Origin of the sequence: Faecalibacterium sp. I3-3-89 (assembly GCF_023347275.1) — a bacterium.
Lineage (GTDB): Bacteria > Bacillota > Clostridia > Oscillospirales > Ruminococcaceae > Faecalibacterium > Faecalibacterium butyricigenerans.
In genome coordinates, this window is the sequence record NZ_CP094468.1 from 2,614,687 (window position 1) to 2,630,484 (window position 15,798).

Sequence of the window (15,798 nt, forward strand, 5' to 3'; positions counted from 1 at the left end):
TTCCGCTCACATGACCAGATGGGTGTGTGCGCTGCCGTCCAGACGAAGCAGCTGGGTCAGATAGGCCGCAGCGTGCAGATAGCCGCTGATGCCCTCACCGATGAAGTGTCCCTGACAGCCGAAGGAGACGATGTCCGTCTTGCGGAACGGCTCATGCTCGTCCGGCTCGCTCAGCAGCACCTCCACGGCAGGCACGCCGCAGAGCCGCAGCGCGTCGAGGATGGCGACGCTGTAGTGGGCGTATCCGCCGGGATTCAGGATGATGCCGTCTGCCCGGCCTGCGGCAGACTGGATCTCATCGATGAGGTCGCCCTCGTGGTTGGACTGGAAAAACTCCACCTCGAGGCCCATCTGGGTGCAGCACAGCTCGAGATAATCCAGCAGACCGTTGTAGTCCAGCTGGCCGGCCACGCCCGGCTCGGTGAAGTGCATCATATTGAGGTTGGGGCCGTTAATGACTAAAAATTTCATCCAGAGCCTCCATTGCGGCGGCCACGGCGTCCTCCACCGTGCCGCTGTTGGGGATGACGGCATCTGCCGCCGCGAGATACAGGGGGCGGCGCTCCGCCTCCATCTGCCTGAGCGCCTCGGGGCTGGACGAGAGAGGCCGTCCGCCGCCCACCGTCAGCGCATCCAGAGGCCGGTCGATAAAGAGCACGACGCCGTTCTGGTGCAGGGCGCGCAGATTTTCGCCCCGCTTGATGATGCCGCCGCCGCAGGAGAGCAGCTGACGGCCCTCTTTTGCAAAGCGGGCGGTCTGGGCCGACTCCCTCGCCCGGAAGCCATCCTCGCCCTCGGCGGCGAAGATGTCCGGGATGCTGCGGCCGTCGGCCTTCACGATCTCCTCGTCGAGGTCGATGAACCGCTTGCCCAGCTTGTCTGCCAGCAGACGGCCCACCGTGGACTTGCCGCTGGAGGGCATCCCGATGAGGGCCACATTCAGCATATCGCGGCGGAGTGCGGCAGTGACGCGGCGGATTTCCCCCGCCGCGTCGTCGAACTTCCGGCTGAGGAAGTATTCGGCGGCGTACACCGCCTGCGCTACCAGCATCTCGAGGCCTCCCACGGCCACCGGGACGCCGGCCTCCTCGGCCCGCAGGATGAGTTCGGTCTTGTCCGGGTTATACACCACGTCCAGCACCGCTTCCAGCCCGGGCATTCGGGCAACGTCCAGACTGCACACCCCTACGTTGGGGTACATCCCGGCGGGGGTGGTGTTGATGACGATCTGTGCACCGCTGGACACAGCTTCCTCATAGGAGAGCTGGCCCTTGGCGGCGTCGGGCGTCCGGCTGACGGTCAGCACCTTCGCCGCGCCCTTGTCCCGGGCGACGGCACTGGTGGTGTTGTGGGTGCCGCCGGTGCCGAGGATGAGGACGGTCCTGCCCGCGAAATCGACGCCGTGGGCGTCACACAGATGGGCAAAACCGAGATAGTCGGTGTTGTAGCCGTAGAGCAGGCCGTTCTTGTTGACGACGGTGTTCACCGCGCCGATGGCCTTGGCCCGGGGGTCGATGTAGGTGCAGTACTCCATCACCAGCCGCTTATAGGGGATGGTGACATTGATGGCCTTGAACTGCCGCTTGGTGAGGAAGGCCCGGGCCTCCTCCTCCGTGGGCAGAGGGCAGAGGTCGTAGCGGTAGCCGCAGAGCATCTCGTGGATGAGCTTCGAGTAGGAGTGGCCCAGCTTCGAGCCGATGAGTCCGTATTCCATCACAGTCCCTCCCTGCGGTAGCTGGTGGGCCGCTCCATCCATGCCGTGCCGTAGCGGGCCGTCAGCAGATCGCCCACAGCCAGCGCGGCGGCGCAGGTCTGAACGATGGCGGCACGGGGCACGATGCAGGGGTCATGGCGGCCCTGAATGGAGAGGGGTGCATCCTGCTTTGCAAGATAGTCCACCGTCTCCTGTTTCTTGTAGATGCTGGGCGTCGGCTTGACGGCAGTGCGGAAGACCACGGGCATCCCATTGGAGATGCCGCCGTTGACCCCAGCGTTGTGGTTGGTGGCGGTAACGATGGTGTTCCCCTTCATCCGGAAGGCGTCGTTGGCCTCCGAGCCTTTCAGGTCGGCGAAGCCGAAGCCGGTGCCGAACTCGATGCCCTTGACGGCAGGCACGGAGAAGGCCATGTGGGAAAGCAGGCTCTCCACGCTGTCAAAGTACGGCTCGCCCACACCGGCAGGCAGGCCGAGGATCGCCGTCTCAAGAATGCCGCCCACGCTGTCGCCCTCCGCCCCGGCGGCGCGGATGGCCGCCTTCATCGGCTCTTCGACGGAGGCATCCAACAGCGCGAAGCCCTCGCCCTTATTTTCCAGCACGCTGACCTGCGCGGCCAGCGCGGCGGTATCGTCCAGCGCAAAGGGGGTATCGGAGAGGCCGGCGCAGCGGGCGATGTGGGTGGTGATGTCGATGCCGGCGCGGCCCAGCGCCCCCAGCACGATGGCTCCGCCCGCCACCAGCGCGGCGGTGATCCGGCCCGAGAAGTGCCCGCCGCCCCGGGCATCCTGAAAGCCGTGGTATTTGGCATAGGCGGTGTAGTCCGCATGGCCGGGGCGGAGCAGGTCGGCGGTCTTGGCGTAGTCGCCGCTGCGGGTGTTCTGATTTTCGATCATGAGGGCGATGGCCGTGCCGGTGGTGTGGCCGTTCACGACGCCGGAGAGCAGCTGGACCCGGTCGGCCTCCACCCGGGGGGTGGAGAGGCCGTCGCCCCGGGCGCGGCGTCTGTCTATACAGGCGGCGATGAACGCCTCGTCCACCGGCACCCCTGCGGCCATGCCGTCCAGCACGCCGCCGATGGCCCGGCCATGGCTCTCGCCGAAGATGGTCAGTGCCAATGCGCTGCCAAAGGTGTTTTTCATGGCTCAGTCCTCCATGCCCAGCAGGGTGCGCAGACCCTCCACCGGGATGGTCTCGGCACGCCAGCAGCCCAGACCCGGCACCTTGATGACGGTGATCTGTCCGCCCTGCGCCTTCTTGTCGTGGAGCATCTCGGCGTAGACTTTATCCTTATTGTAGGCGGTGCGCAGGGGCAGGCCCAGACGGCGGTAGACCGCCCGGACGCGCTTCTGCAATGCTTTGGATTCGATCATGGGCAGCATCCCCAGCGCCACGCATTCGCCGTGGTAGAGGCCCACGGTGCGGCGTCCCTTGACGCCCTTGACGGCCTCGATGCCGTGGCCGATGGTGTGGCCGAAGTTGAGGGCCTTGCGCATCCCGCGCTCGGTCTCATCCTGCTCCACGATGCTCTTCTTGAAGCGGAGGCTGCGGTAGATGATCTCTCCGATCTGCTCGTCGATGTCGCCCTTTTCAAAGATAGCGAACAGCTCCGGGTCGGCCAGAAGGCTCGCCTTCACCGACTCGGCCAGACCGTTGATGTACTGGCGGCGGGGCAGGGTAGCGAGGGTGCTGGGGTCCACGATGACCAGCTTGGGCTGCCAGAAGGAGCCGACGATGTTTTTCGTCTCGCCCAGATCCACCGCCGTCTTGCCGCCGATGGAGGAGTCGATCATGGAGAGAGTGGTGGTGGGGCAGTTGATGAAATCGATGCCCCGCATATAGATGGAGGCGGCAAAGCCTGCAAGATCGCCCACGACGCCGCCGCCCACGGCGATGACGAGGTCGCCGCGGCCCATATTGAACTCCAGCATCTGGCGCAGGACACTTTCCAGAATCTTCATGCTCTTGCTGGCCTCACCCTGCGGCACGGTGATGATCTTTGCGTCGCGGCACTGGTCGGCTACCCGCTGGGCGTACTCTGCCGGGACGCCTGCGTCCGTCACCACCGCCACACGGCGGTCGAGGCGGGCGAACTGGTACAGGTTCTCCAGTGCGCCGTTTTTCAGGATGATGTCATAGCTGCGCTCACCCAGATTCATGGTGAGCTTTGTGCCGATAAATCCACTCATTTCGTATACACTCCTAACAGCCGCACGGTGCGGCAGGTATGATCCAGCTCGCGCAGCAGCGCGGCGGTCTCGTCGTCGGCGGGGTCTCCCACCAGCTCGACGTAAAAATAGTAATCGAAGGGAACATGAGGCAGCGGACGGCTCTTGATGGATTCCATGTCGTAGCCGAACCGACCGATGACCTGAATGACCTCAGCCAGCTTGCCGGGCTTGTTGTCCAGCGTGAAGAGCAGCGAGAAGCGGTTGCCCCCGGTGGGCTTTTCGCGGCTGAGGACGATGAAGCGGGTGGTGTTGTCGCCGTCGGTGTTGATGCTGGGCACAAGGACCTCCAGCCCGTAGAGGGCAGCGGTCTCCGCGCTGGCGATGGCGGCTTGGGACGGGTCGCCGGACTCTGCCACGAACTTTGCCGCCATGGCCGTATTCGGCATGGCTGTGGCGGGCAGATGGAACTGCTTTAAGAACGTCTCGCTCTGGGCGATGGCCTGCTGGTGGCTGTAGACGTGCCGGAGCTGGGCCAGCTGGGTGCCGGGCAGGACGAGCAGGTTCTGGGAGATGGGCAGGTCGTAGACGTCCACCACCCACAGCTCCGGGTAGTTATAGCACAGGTCCAGCACGGCGGAGACATCGCCTGCGTGGCTGTTCTCGAAGGGCACGACGCCGTGGGCGGCGTCCCCCCGCCGGACAGCCTCGAAGACCTCGTCCCACGTCGGGTAGCTCACTGCCTCCGCGTGGGGGAAGAGCGCCCGCAGCGCGATGTGGGCAAAAGCGCCCTCCACGCCCTGATAGGCGGCGCGGTTCTCGCCCAGCACCTCCGCCTCGTACTGCTTGGCGACGTCCATCATGTTCTGGACATGATCTCTGTAGTAGGGCCGGAGGGCGGGGTCCTGAATGCGGGCCGCAGCCTTTTCCAGCACCACCGCCTCCCGTGCGGCGTCATAGACCGGCAGGCCGTGGGCCTGCTTGTATTGGGCGACGCTGAGCACGGCGGCCATCCGCCGCTCAAACAGGGCGGCCAGCTGCGCGTCCACCGCGTCGATCTCGGCGCGGGCCTGTTCCAGTGTGTCCATCTGTTCCACATCCTTCGGGTAAAATTTCAGCTCCTGTTGGGACGATACTTAGTAAGTATACCATAACCCGGACGAGGAAACAACAAGCGCCTCTCCCTTTGAGGGTGGAGAATATTTCAAATCCGGGGCCGTCAACGCGAAGAGATTGCAACAAAAAAGCCCTCTCCGAGGCGGTCGGAGAGGGTCATTTCGTTCATCTGTCCTGTTTGCGCAGGTCTTCCCTGCTGCGGGGGGTGCCGAACACCCGGCCATAGGGGTTGTCGAGGTCGGCGGCTTTTAACGGCACCGCCTTTTTCTCGGGCTTTTCGGGGACGCTGATGTGCCCCGCCCTGCCCTTGCGCCGAACGCGGAACCGCATGGCTCAGCCCTCCGGCGCAACGGTGGAGACAGCCCCCGCCGTCAGTTTCTGCCACAGCTCCTCGCCGCCGGCGAGGTTGTCGGCGGTGCCGCTGTTCCATGCGCCCCGCATCCCGACGTAGAACTGGGACATATACTCCTGACTGGACCCACTGCGGCTCTGGGTGGTGTCGGGGCCGTAGCTGCCGAGGTCGAGGCCCGCCAGCACGGGGCAGTCGCTCCACTTATAGACCATGTTCCACCAGTCCTCGTCGCTGTCGGCGGCGGGCAGGCTGCCGTCCAGATACCGCAGCGAGCCGGTGCTCTCCTCAAACCCTGCCGGGTCCCAGAGCAGAAAGACGGAGCTCAGACCGCCCTGCACATCGGTGGCAAGCTTGGTGGTGCCCGCCATGGTCAGGTAGGCGTCGCTCTCGGTCTGGGTCTCGCCCTCGGCGTAATCGAGGGTGTAGACGTTCAGGGTCACGACCACCTTGCCGTCGTCGTTGCGGTCCTCGCCGTAGTCCGCCAGAGCTTCCTGCAAGGCGTTCACGGTGTCCTCGGGCAGGTAGTAGGGGGCCACCACGGCCACGTTGTAGTCGGGCTTGGTGACGAAGAAGTACTGCCCGATAAAGTTGTAGGCCACAAAGACCACGGCGATGCCGATGAGGATGACCCACTTGAGGTTATAGTCCCACCAGTTGGCCCAGCGCTCCTTGCGGGTGTACTGTTTTTCCCTGCGGGGGGCGATGTCCTTCGGGTCGATGTCGCGCTCGTAACGGTAGCTTGCCATGCGGCAGTGTCCTCCCAGTTTTTGTGTTACAGCTGTGCCAGAATGGTCTGGCGGACGGCGGCGGGCAGTTCCTTCTGCTCGGCGCGGCTCATGCCCGCCGTCTGGATGGGCGGCAGCACCCGGATGCGCACCGTGCCGGGCGTCGTCCGGTTGCCGTGGGCCTCGAACAGCCCCCGTGCGCCGGAGATCGCCACCGGCACCACCGGGGTTTCAGTCTTCACAGCGATGCGGAAAGCACCGGCCTTGAACTCACCGGCGCCGCCCTCCTCGCCCTTGTAGCGGGTGCCCTCGGGGAAGATGATGAAGCTCCTGCCGCTCTCTACGATGGCGGTGGCGTCGTTGAGGGCGCGCACCGAGGCGCGGACGTCATCGCGCTGGACGAAGACACAGCCCAGCAGCTTCATCCAGCGGCTGAGCAGGGGGATCTTTTCCAGCTCCTCCTTGGCGAGGATGCCGTAGGGCTTGTCGAGGCTGGCCAGCAGCAGGGGGATGTCATAATAGCTGCGATGGTTCGCCACAAAAACGCAGGGTCCCTCTTTCGGGATGTTGTCCAGCCCCTCGACGCTGAGCCGGACGCCGGTGACGTTCAGGATGCCCCGGCTCCAGTGGGGGATGTGCTGCTCCACCAGACGGCGCACCGTTTCGGTGTCGCCGGCGGCCTGTGCACGCTCGGCTTTGCGCAGCACGCCGTAGTGGACGATCATGTAGCCAAACAGATAGGTGAACATCGCAATGGTGCGGAAAATGCTCACAGAGAGATTCCTCCTTTCGGCTGAAAAGCCGTCTCTATTGTAACACACTCCGCCCCAAAAAGGGAGAGGAAACACTTTTTTTACATTTCGGGGGCTTTGCGGCTTGCAAAATCCACAAAATCCGGGTATATTTATAATCAGAAAGCCAGCACAATGGTGTTTTATGCCAAACCGTGCTGTGCAATGGGAGCTGTCCCAGAGACAGCGAGAGAGGATATTCACATACCATGAGTCTGTTCCCTTCTGCAAACGATTTCAAGTCCGGCCCGGGCGTGGAAAAGGACGCCCCCCGCAAGACCGGCGTCGGCCGCTTCTTCGAGCTGGTGGGCCGGGATATGAGCGGGATGTTCCTTGCCAACCTGCTCACCTGTCTGGGCTTTCTGCCGGTCATCTGTCTGGTGTACATCGGCTTCCTGATGAACAGCCTGCCGGTCATGGTCCTCAGCGCCGCCGTGGGCGGCATTCTGGCCGGACCGGTGCTGGCGGGGATGTACGACACCGTCCTGCGCGCCCTGCGCGACGAGGCCGGCTACTGGTGGACCACCTACCGCAAGGCCTTCCGGCAGAACTTCAAGGCCAGCATCCTGCCGGGGATACTCTACTGCGTCGTGGTCACGGTGCAGATCTTCCTCGTCTACTTCTGCTTCAATATGCTCTACCACGGCACCAACGTCGGCGTGGGGATGTGGGTGGCCACGGTGCTCAACCTCATCCTCTTCCATATGCTCTTCTCCTATATGTGGCCCCAGATCGTCCTGCTGGACCAGCCCCTCGGCCAGACCCTCAAAAACAGCGTCAACTGCATGATCGCCTTCCTGCCCCACGCGCTGGCGGCGTCCCTCGTGACGGTGCTGTTCTGGGGCCTCGTCATCCTCTGTATGCCGCTGGGCCTTCTGCTCATGCTGGTGTTCGGCTTCTGGTTTCAGGTGGAGATCACCAGCCAGATCGTCTACGGCGACCTCGACCGGGTGTTCCACATCGAGGAGAACATCCGCAAGCTCCACGACGCCGAGTACGAGGCCGAGATGGCCTCGGAGCGCAGCGACGGCGAAGAATAAACAGCGCAATGACGCGGAAAGGGGATGCGTGCAATGGAACAGCGGAACAATCTGGTGCTGCAGGGCACGGAGACGTTTTCCCGCGGGCAGCTCGATAATGTGGCGCTGGACAACGGCAGCGTCGTGCTGGACAGCGTGGCCGGGCGGTATCTGCAATACGGCAGCTATACCACGCCTGAGTTCGCCATGCCGGCTTTCTGCAACCTGAATGTCAGCTGGAACGCCCACGCACCCCAGAACACCATGGTGGAGGTGCGCTGCCGGGTCTACGCAGGCGGCAATTGGACGGGCTGGATGAGCTTCGGCAAGTGGGCACCCGATTACCCCCGGAGCAGCATCAACGCCCACAGCGACGACGGCCTCATCTTCCTGATGGGCGACACCGTGACCGTGGCCCTGCCCGGCGGCGGCACCGGCGTCCAGCTTCAGGTGAATCTCTCCACCAACGACGACAAAGTCACCCCGGCGCTCCGGCTGCTGTCGGCGGCGGTCCGCCCCCTCGCGTGGGAAAAGCAGGACGGCCACCCCATCAACCGCCGCCTCTACTTACCGGAATACTGCCTCTCCGCCCACGACCCCAGTTTCGGGCGGGAGATGGACCTGCCGCTGGTGATGGCAGCGCTGATGAACCGCTGGGGCGAGGACATCCTGCCCGAGGAGGTGGCCCACATCATGGCCGACAAGGCCACCGGCAGCACCGGCAACGCCGCCTTTGCGGCGGCCGCAGCGGGCTGCTGCGGCTACCCCTGCTGGCAGGCGTGGATGGATCTGAAAGACCTGCGGGAACAGATCCACGACGGCTGCTCGGTGGCCGTCCGCATCGAGCGCCGCATCCGGGGCCAGCGCGACCCGGTGGGCGTCTGGATGGGCCTGCGGGGCTTCGGCCATGACGACGCCGTCCTCGCCGACTTCGTCCTCCTCAACGACCCCACCGCCGACAGCGACGGGGCGGTGAACTGCACGATGGCGGTGACAGACTTTGCCCGCTACTTCACCGGGCGGGCCATCGCCCTCCGCCCCAAGCCCCGGGACATCGAGGCCGACCGGCCCCGGCGCGTCCCCTGCAGCTTCGAGTACAGCACCGAGGACGACTGCTGGTATCTGTCCCTCCGGGGCCAGCGCCAGCTCCTCCCGGCCGAGTTCTCCGGCTGGGCGGCCTGCAGCCCCCACGACGGCGTGGCCCATGCCACCACCGCCCACCGCACCTTCCGGCGGATGGAGCGGACACGGACGGGGGGCTTCCGCTTCCCGCCCGAGCAGACGGCCAGCGGCGGACGCTGCAGCATCTACATCATCGACCAGACCGGCACCATGCAGTTTGCCGAAGTGCGGCTGCCCACCCCGCCGCCGGCCCCGTCGGCCCCCGAAGCCAACCAAAGCACTCTGCCCCCTGCCCCCTGAGGGGCACGCCAGACGCTTTCAATGGATAAATCATCAATATGGGAGGAATACATTATGGCAAAGACGATCATCACTTTGGGCCGTGAGTACTGCACCGGCGGACGCTACATCGCAAAGGACGTGGCGCGCGCACTGGGCATCAAGCTCTACGACAAGGAGCTGATCACCATGGCAGCCAAAAATTCCGGACTGTCCGAGGAGGCCGTGGCCGCCAGCGAGAAGCGGCATACCCACAGCCTGCTCTACAGCCTGTATACGATGGGCAACGACCTTCCTCTGGGCGATCAGGTCTTCATCCTGCAGAGCCGCATCATCAAGCAGCTGGCCGACGAAGGCCCCTGCGTCATCGTGGGCCGCTGCGGCGACTATGTCCTGCGCGACCGCAAGGATGTGCTGCGCGTCTTTGTCTACGCCCCCAAGGAGTGGCGTCTGGCCTACGGCAAGGAGAACAATATGCTGCAGGCCAAGGACGAAAAGGGCATCAAGGATGAGGTCGAGAAGACCGACCGCAACCGCGCAGCCTACTACAATTACTACACCCAGAACCGCTGGGGCGATGCCCACAACTACGATCTGGCCATCAACGCCGCACTGGGCCACGACGCCTGCGTGCAGATGATCCTTGCCGCCGCAGAGGCCAAGGAAAAGTCGATGGAGGGCTAAAGGCCCTGTCTCCCCGGAGAGACAGAACAAAACAACGATGCTGCGTGGGTAGGGCGCTTTTGCGCTCTGCCCACGTTTGCGGCATAGAAAAAGCACACAACCCCCAAGTTATCAACAGCAAAAGGAGAAACCGTGGAAAACAAGCAGCCCCAGACCGCTCCCGCAGATGTGCGGGAAAACATTATGGGCACGATGGACATCAATCCTCTGCTCATCAAGCTCAGCGTACCGATGATGATATCCATGCTGGTGCAGGCCCTCTACAACGTGGTGGACTCCATCTTCGTGTCCCACGTCAGCGAGAACGCCCTGACCGCTGTTTCGCTGGCGTTCTCATTGCAGAACGTCATGATCGCCGTAGGCGTCGGCACCGGCGTCGGCGTCAACGCCCTGCTCTCCAAGAGCCTCGGCGAAAAGGATCAGGAGCGGGCCAACAAGACCGCCGAAAACGGCATTTTTCTGTCTCTGTGCAGCTACGCCGTCTTCCTCCTCATCGGCCTCACCTGCATGAAGCCCTACTTCTACGCCCAGACCTCGGACATGGACATCGCCCGGCAGGGCATCCTGTATCTGAGCATCTGCTGCGTCCTCAGCCTCGGCCTCTTCACCCAGACCATGGGCGAAAAGCTGCTGGCCGCCACCGGCCGCACCCACCTCAGCATGATCAGCCAGCTGGTGGGCGCTGTGGTGAACATCGTGCTGGACCCCATCTTCATCTTCGGCTACTGCGGCGAGGCCCTGTCCGGCACTACCGGCGCTGCTGTGGCCACCGTCATCGGTCAGTTCTGCGGCGCGGGCATGACGCTGTACTTCAACCTCAACAAAAACCCCGACATCCAGATCAGCTTCCGGGGCTTCCGCCCCAGCGCCAAGGCCATCGGCCGCATCTACACCGTCGGCCTGCCCAGCATTGCCATGCAGTGCGTGGGCAGCGTCATGACCTTCTTCATGAACCAGATCCTGATGGCCTTCTCGGCCACGGCGGTGGCGGTCTTCGGCGTCTATTTCAAGCTGCAGAGCTTCGTCTTCATGCCCATCTTCGGCATGAACAACGGCATGGTGCCCATCATCAGCTACAACTACGGCGCACGCAGGCCGGAGCGGGTCAAAAAGACCATCCGCCTCGCAGTCTTCTACGCCGAGTGCATCATGCTGGTGGGCTTCTGCATCTTCCAGTTCCTGCCGGATAAGCTGCTGGGCCTCTTTGCCGCCAGCGACGCCATGCTGGCCATCGGCATCCCGGCTCTGCGCATCATCTGCCCCCACTTCCTGCTGGCGGGCGCGGGCATCGTGCTCAGCTCGGTGTTTCAGGCACTGGGCAACGGCGTGTTCAGCCTCACCGTCTCCATCTGCCGCCAGCTGGTGGTGCTCATCCCCGCCGCATGGCTGCTGAGCCGCACCGGCGAGGTGAATATGGTCTGGTGGTCCTTCATCATCGCCGAAGTGGTCAGCCTGACCCTGAGCCTCATCTTCATGGCCCGCATCAACCGCACCGTCATCGTCCCGCTCTATGAGGAGCAGGACGCGGCTGTATAAAAACTCCCCTCGTGGACGAAAGGAACGTGAACTCTATGGCAAAAAAGCTGAAGTGGAACCTCATCCTCATGAGCCTGCTCTATCTGGCACTGGGCATCTTTTTGCTGATGGTGCCCGGCACGGCCCTCAACGTGGTCTGCTACGCCCTGGGCGGCGTGGTACTGGCCTGCGCAGCCGTGCAGCTGGTGCGCTATTTTGTCGTAGAGCGCGGCGTGTTCCAGAGCCAGCTCACCCTCATCTCGGGCCTCGTCTGTCTGGCGCTGGGCGCGTTCCTCATCATCCGCAGCGACATCGTCGTCCGGGTGCTGCCCATCGTGTTCGGCCTGTTCATCATCTTCGACAGCCTTGGCCGCGTCCAGAACGCCCTTGAGCTGCGCCGGTGTGCGTATTCGAGCTGGAAGGTCTTCCTGCTGCTGGCGGTGCTCAGCGTCATTCTGGGCATCGTGATGGTGGTAGACCCCTTCGGCACGATGGAGACGCTGGTCATGGCCATCGGCCTCATCCTCATCCTCGAAGCCGCCCTCAACCTGCTGAGTGCGCTGTACACCATGCTGGCCGTCCGGCGCTTCATGAAGCTGCACCCCGAGACCCAGTCGATGCTGGAGGCCGTCACCGGCAAGGACCTGAACGGCGACGGCGTCATCGCCCCGGACATCGCCCACGCCGACGCAGAGGCGACCGCCGTGGAGCTGGACCATGTGGACGAGAGCGCCGAGGTGGAGCAGGAGGAGGAATAACTTCAGGCGGCTTGCCCTCTCCGTCTGCTCCCGCTGGTCGCATCCACTGCCCGGGTTGCGGCTCCCAGCGTCTGCTTCGCTGCCGCTTGCATCCTGCTGGCCGCTGCCCCAACAGCTTCTCCCTGTTTCCGCCACTAGTGGCGGTCGTCGCCGTCGCCTATCGAGGAGAGGCCTTGGCATTCCGCTGCGTTTCCCGTATAAACTGTAAGCCTGACCTCTTTGCCAAAGGCTCCCCTCGGTAGGGGAGCTGTCGCCGAAGGCGACTGAGAGGTTTTATCAATTCAACATAAAGGATAAAAAGAGAGCTATGGAAAAGTACGATCTCATCATCGTTGGTGCCGGCCCGGCCGGTATCTTCACCGCCGTGGAGCTGCTGCGCCGCGGCAGCAAGAAGCACATCCTGCTGGTGGAAAAAGGCAAGCCGGTGGAAAAGCGCCACTGCCCCAAGGCAGAGCTTGGCCACTGCGTCAACTGCCGCCCCACCTGCGCCATCACCACCGGCTTCTCCGGCGCAGGCGCATTCTCCGACGGCAAGCTGAGCCTCTCCTATGAGGTCGGCGGCGATCTGCCCAGCCTCATCGGCGAGGAGTTCGCGCAGGAGCTGATCGACTACACCGACAAGATCTACCTCGAGTTCGGCGCAGACCCCCACGTCGAGGGCATCTACACCGGCGAGGACATCAAGGAGATCCGCAAGAACGCCATCCACGCCGGTCTGAAGCTGGTGGACTGCCCCATCCGCCACCTCGGCACCGAGAAGGCACAGGAGCTTTACCTCGCCATCCAGAACTATCTGGCCGACAACGGCGTGGAGATGCTCTTCTCCACCGAGTGTGAGAACATCATCCTCGAGAACGAGGAGTGCAAGGGCGTGCTGCTGCGTCAGGGCAGCGGCGAACCCCGGGCCGTCTACGGCGACACCGTGGTCATCGGCACCGGCCGCCGCGGCGCCGACTGGCTCGAAAAGATCTGCGCCGAGCACCACATCGCCCACAAGCCCGGCACCGTGGACATCGGCGTCCGCGTCGAGTGCCGCAACGAGGTCATGGAAAAGGTGAACAAGGTACTCTATGAGTCCAAGCTCATCGGCTACCCGAAGCCCTGGAAAAACAAAGTGCGCACCTTCTGCCAGAACCCCGGCGGCTTCGTGGCGCAGGAGAACTACGACAACGACCTCGCCGTCGTCAACGGCCACAGCTTCAAGGAGAAGAAGAGCGAGAACACCAACCTCGCCATCCTCGTCTCCCACAACTTCACCGAGCCGTTCAACCAGCCCATCGCCTACGCCCAGAAGGTGGGCGAGCTGACCAATATGCTGGGCGCAGGCCACATCATGGTCCAGCGCTACGGCGACATCCTCGACGGCAAGCGGACATGGCAGAAGGAGCTGGCCCAGTCCAACGTCAAGCCCACCCTGAAGGACGCCGTGGCCGGCGACATCACCGCCGCCATGCCCTACCGCGCCATGACCAACATCATCGAGTTCATCAAGATGCTGGACATGGTCGTGCCCGGCTTTGCCGCCAACGAGACCCTGCTGTACAGCCCCGAGCTGAAGTTCTACTCCAACAAGGTCAAGATGGACGCAAACCTCGACACCAACATCAAGGGCCTGCACTGCCTCGGCGACTCCTCCGGCTGGACCCGCGGCCTGATGATGGCCTCCGTCATGGGCGTGCTGATGGGCCGCAAGCTGGCCGAGAAGGAAGGCTGCTGAGCTGCCATTCTGCACTAAGCTGCGCTGAATATTTGTTTCCCGACGCCCCTCCGCCCCCTGCGGAGGGGCGTTTTTGCGTCCGTTTTCAACAAAACCGTATGGAATGCAAAAGCGGTCATAAAAAGTCCATCTCCGCCATATGAAAATTTTATTGGAAATTGAATTGATTTTCTTGGTCAAAACTGCTACAATCTTAGAAAGAAGTCTAGGCGGAATTGTGTCTTGCGCATAATGCAAGGAGGGATCACTTATGTGCGAAGCCCCCGGAAGCGTAGTAACTCTGCTCTGTTCCGGCATCCAGCTTTACAGCGCCGAGCGGCGTATTGCGGACTGCATTCTTGCAGATGTAAAGCGGGCGTCCATGTGTACGTCGGCCGAGCTGGCCCGTCTGAGCAGTTCGTCCGAGGCCACCATCACCCGGCTGTGCCACAAGCTGGGCTTCGAGAACTACCGCAAATTCCAGCTGGCGCTGGCGCGGGATGCCATGGAGCAGCAGGAGACCGCCCGGCGCACCCGGGAGGAAGGGCAGGACGAGCTGCGTCAGGCCCTGCTGGACATTCAGGCCAACCGGGAAGAGGAGCTGCGGGCCACCATTCAGGCCATCGACACCCGGCAGCTGCGGCGGGTGCTCTCGCTGCTGCGCAGCTGCGAGGTCATCGAGGTGGTGTCTGAGGGCAGAAGCCTTCCGGTGGCGCTGGATGCATCCATCCGGTTCAGTCATCTGGGCAAGCGGTGCGTCGCCAGCGCCCTCCACGAAAAGACGCTGGCTTTTGCGCAGACGCTGACCCCGAAGGACCTCCTCATGGCATTCTCCACCTCCGGGCGGGATGCCGGGCTGGAAGAGGTGATCTCTGCCGCCAAGATGAGGGGTGCGCCGGTGCTGCTCATCACCTGCGACAGCCACAGCCCGCTGGCCCATCTGTCCGACTATGTGATGACCGCCTCCAACCGCGAACAGCGGCTCATCGAGGGCAGCCACGCGGCATCTCTCCTCTCACCGAACATCCTCGTGGAGGTGCTCTATTATCTGCTCCGGATGGAGAAAGCGCGAACGTAAAAAGGCAGAGCCTCGGGCCGATGGCCCGAGGCTCTGCTGTTGTTTTGGGGTTTATTCTGTGGTCGCGTCAGAAGAGGGGTCGCCAGAGGCGTTATCGTCACCCTTATTCGGATAATGAGCGACAACTCTGCTGGGAATCCGGAGCATCGACACCATGCACTCTTTGCCGCCGATGACGCCCTCAATGACGCATACACCGGCATCGCTCGGCCATCTTTCCGGAGCCTGTTCCCAAATATAGCTGCGAATCCCGCACTGATCGCTCGCCAATACCGCTGCAATCAAAGCCGTTTTGCCCTGATTGAAAAGGTCAGTCCGATACGTCTCATTCACAGATGCACAGCTGACACAGTAGAAATAGCCTTCCTTCGGCGTGACGCTGCTCATCCACCCTTTCCGAGTATTTTCGTCCGCATTCTCGATAATAGCCGAGAATGCCTCTCGAAGCGCCATGCCGTTATATTCGCTCTTGCCAATCTGAGAGTTCACATAAGCCAGTACAGCCTGTGCTGCCGACTCCATGGACTGTTCCTCTTCTGCTTGGTAGCCATTCGCCTTGTAGTAGTCGATGATATAATCCGTGACATTATCCTTCGTCAGCGGCCCTGCACTACCGGAACAAGCCGTCAGGACGGACAGTGCCAGCACACCGGCCAGCAGAACAGCAACTAATTTTTTTGCCATCTTCATTGCAACTCCTCCATGATTCCGGGTCTCCCCGTTTTTCCATATTTTACCCCCCCCCCCACGTGTTTTGTCAATCCTCAGACGCAAAAACCCC

16 protein-coding genes are annotated in these 15,798 nt (G+C 62.9%); 7 read left to right on the top strand and 9 right to left on the bottom strand.

Translation table 11 applies throughout. The annotated features are described in order from the left end of the window. Positions 1-6 precede the first annotated feature (6 nt). The 8 genes from MTP38_RS12710 to MTP38_RS12745 all read right to left on the bottom strand — a co-directional run bounded on the left by MTP38_RS12710 (position 7) and on the right by MTP38_RS12745 (position 6,848). Positions 7-471, bottom strand: coding sequence for a type II 3-dehydroquinate dehydratase (locus tag MTP38_RS12710; RefSeq protein ID WP_227620106.1), 465 nt, complete (start codon positions 469-471; stop codon positions 7-9). Continuing rightward, on the bottom strand, positions 452-1,714 hold the full coding sequence (locus tag MTP38_RS12715) for a shikimate kinase (protein ID WP_227620105.1): 1,263 nt from the start codon (positions 1,712-1,714) through the stop codon (positions 452-454). Before MTP38_RS12715 ends, MTP38_RS12710 begins: the two co-directional genes overlap by 20 nt. Then, positions 1,714-2,856: a chorismate synthase gene (aroC, locus tag MTP38_RS12720; protein WP_249233758.1), complete on the bottom strand. Its 1,143-nt coding sequence runs from the start codon at positions 2,854-2,856 to the stop codon at positions 1,714-1,716. The genes MTP38_RS12715 and aroC overlap by 1 nt, the downstream gene beginning before the upstream one ends. 3 nt (positions 2,857-2,859) lie before the next feature. Further along, positions 2,860-3,903 carry a 3-dehydroquinate synthase gene (gene aroB / locus MTP38_RS12725; protein WP_249233759.1) on the bottom strand — a complete coding sequence of 348 codons (1,044 nt, stop codon included), beginning with the start codon at positions 3,901-3,903 and terminating at the stop codon, positions 2,860-2,862. Next, entirely contained in the window at positions 3,900-4,970 is a 1,071-nt protein-coding gene (locus MTP38_RS12730) for a bifunctional chorismate mutase/prephenate dehydratase (protein WP_227620190.1), read from the bottom strand. The genes aroB and MTP38_RS12730 overlap by 4 nt, the downstream gene beginning before the upstream one ends. A gap of 193 nt (positions 4,971-5,163) precedes the next feature. Further along, a complete protein-coding gene (locus MTP38_RS12735) occupies positions 5,164-5,328 on the bottom strand; it encodes a hypothetical protein (protein WP_227620102.1) in 165 nt (54 codons plus the stop codon). A gap of 3 nt (positions 5,329-5,331) precedes the next feature. Further along, the gene (locus MTP38_RS12740) at positions 5,332-6,096 is read right to left on the bottom strand and encodes a hypothetical protein (RefSeq protein ID WP_249233760.1); all 765 of its coding nucleotides are present in this window, start codon (positions 6,094-6,096) and stop codon (positions 5,332-5,334) included. A 26-nt stretch (positions 6,097-6,122) separates the two neighbouring features. Further along, positions 6,123-6,848: a lysophospholipid acyltransferase family protein gene (locus tag MTP38_RS12745; RefSeq protein WP_249233761.1), complete on the bottom strand. Its 726-nt coding sequence runs from the start codon at positions 6,846-6,848 to the stop codon at positions 6,123-6,125. Positions 6,849-7,075: 227 nt separating this feature from the next. Between MTP38_RS12745 and MTP38_RS12750 the strand changes: the two genes are divergently transcribed. The 7 genes from MTP38_RS12750 to MTP38_RS12780 all read left to right on the top strand — a co-directional run bounded on the left by MTP38_RS12750 (position 7,076) and on the right by MTP38_RS12780 (position 15,017). Further along, positions 7,076-7,906 (top strand): DUF624 domain-containing protein, encoded by an 831-nt coding sequence (locus tag MTP38_RS12750; RefSeq protein WP_249233762.1) that lies wholly within the window; start codon positions 7,076-7,078, stop codon positions 7,904-7,906. 33 nt (positions 7,907-7,939) lie between these two features. Further along, positions 7,940-9,307 (top strand): hypothetical protein, encoded by a 1,368-nt coding sequence (locus MTP38_RS12755; protein ID WP_249233763.1) that lies wholly within the window; start codon positions 7,940-7,942, stop codon positions 9,305-9,307. 54 nt (positions 9,308-9,361) lie between these two features. Further along, positions 9,362-9,970 carry a cytidylate kinase-like family protein gene (locus MTP38_RS12760; RefSeq protein ID WP_227620097.1) on the top strand — a complete coding sequence of 203 codons (609 nt, stop codon included), beginning with the start codon at positions 9,362-9,364 and terminating at the stop codon, positions 9,968-9,970. Between the two features lie 132 nt (positions 9,971-10,102). Beyond that, positions 10,103-11,506: an MATE family efflux transporter gene (locus MTP38_RS12765; protein ID WP_249233764.1), complete on the top strand. Its 1,404-nt coding sequence runs from the start codon at positions 10,103-10,105 to the stop codon at positions 11,504-11,506. A 35-nt stretch (positions 11,507-11,541) separates the two neighbouring features. Then, positions 11,542-12,243, top strand: a complete 702-nt coding sequence (locus tag MTP38_RS12770) for an HdeD family acid-resistance protein (RefSeq protein ID WP_249233765.1) — start codon at positions 11,542-11,544, stop codon at positions 12,241-12,243. 307 nt (positions 12,244-12,550) lie between these two features. Then, complete coding sequence (locus tag MTP38_RS12775; RefSeq protein ID WP_227620094.1) at positions 12,551-13,960, top strand: NAD(P)/FAD-dependent oxidoreductase; 1,410 nt, start codon at positions 12,551-12,553, stop codon at positions 13,958-13,960. Positions 13,961-14,210: 250 nt separating this feature from the next. Next, positions 14,211-15,017, top strand: a complete 807-nt coding sequence (locus tag MTP38_RS12780) for a MurR/RpiR family transcriptional regulator (protein WP_249233766.1) — start codon at positions 14,211-14,213, stop codon at positions 15,015-15,017. 51 nt (positions 15,018-15,068) lie between these two features. On the opposite strand, the gene MTP38_RS12785 is transcribed toward MTP38_RS12780, so the two are convergent. Continuing rightward, positions 15,069-15,707, bottom strand: coding sequence for a hypothetical protein (locus MTP38_RS12785; protein ID WP_249233767.1), 639 nt, complete (start codon positions 15,705-15,707; stop codon positions 15,069-15,071). Positions 15,708-15,798 lie beyond the last annotated feature (91 nt).

Bases quoted from the DNA above. Each gene is read 5' to 3' on its own strand.
- MTP38_RS12710 (WP_227620106.1), bottom strand. From the start codon at position 471: ATGAAATTTTTAGTCATTAACGGCCCCAACCTCAATATGATGCACTTC.
- MTP38_RS12715 (WP_227620105.1), bottom strand. From the start codon at position 1,714: ATGGAATACGGACTCATCGGCTCGAAGCTGGGCCACTCCTACTCGAAG.
- aroC (WP_249233758.1), bottom strand. From the start codon at position 2,856: ATGAAAAACACCTTTGGCAGCGCATTGGCACTGACCATCTTCGGCGAG.
- aroB (WP_249233759.1), bottom strand. From the start codon at position 3,903: ATGAGTGGATTTATCGGCACAAAGCTCACCATGAATCTGGGTGAGCGC.
- MTP38_RS12730 (WP_227620190.1), bottom strand. From the start codon at position 4,970: ATGGACACACTGGAACAGGCCCGCGCCGAGATCGACGCGGTGGACGCG.
- MTP38_RS12735 (WP_227620102.1), bottom strand. From the start codon at position 5,328: ATGCGGTTCCGCGTTCGGCGCAAGGGCAGGGCGGGGCACATCAGCGTC.
- MTP38_RS12740 (WP_249233760.1), bottom strand. From the start codon at position 6,096: ATGGCAAGCTACCGTTACGAGCGCGACATCGACCCGAAGGACATCGCC.
- MTP38_RS12750 (WP_249233762.1), top strand. From the start codon at position 7,076: ATGAGTCTGTTCCCTTCTGCAAACGATTTCAAGTCCGGCCCGGGCGTG.
- MTP38_RS12755 (WP_249233763.1), top strand. From the start codon at position 7,940: ATGGAACAGCGGAACAATCTGGTGCTGCAGGGCACGGAGACGTTTTCC.
- MTP38_RS12760 (WP_227620097.1), top strand. From the start codon at position 9,362: ATGGCAAAGACGATCATCACTTTGGGCCGTGAGTACTGCACCGGCGGA.
- MTP38_RS12770 (WP_249233765.1), top strand. From the start codon at position 11,542: ATGGCAAAAAAGCTGAAGTGGAACCTCATCCTCATGAGCCTGCTCTAT.
- MTP38_RS12775 (WP_227620094.1), top strand. From the start codon at position 12,551: ATGGAAAAGTACGATCTCATCATCGTTGGTGCCGGCCCGGCCGGTATC.
- MTP38_RS12780 (WP_249233766.1), top strand. From the start codon at position 14,211: ATGTGCGAAGCCCCCGGAAGCGTAGTAACTCTGCTCTGTTCCGGCATC.
- MTP38_RS12785 (WP_249233767.1), bottom strand. From the start codon at position 15,707: ATGAAGATGGCAAAAAAATTAGTTGCTGTTCTGCTGGCCGGTGTGCTG.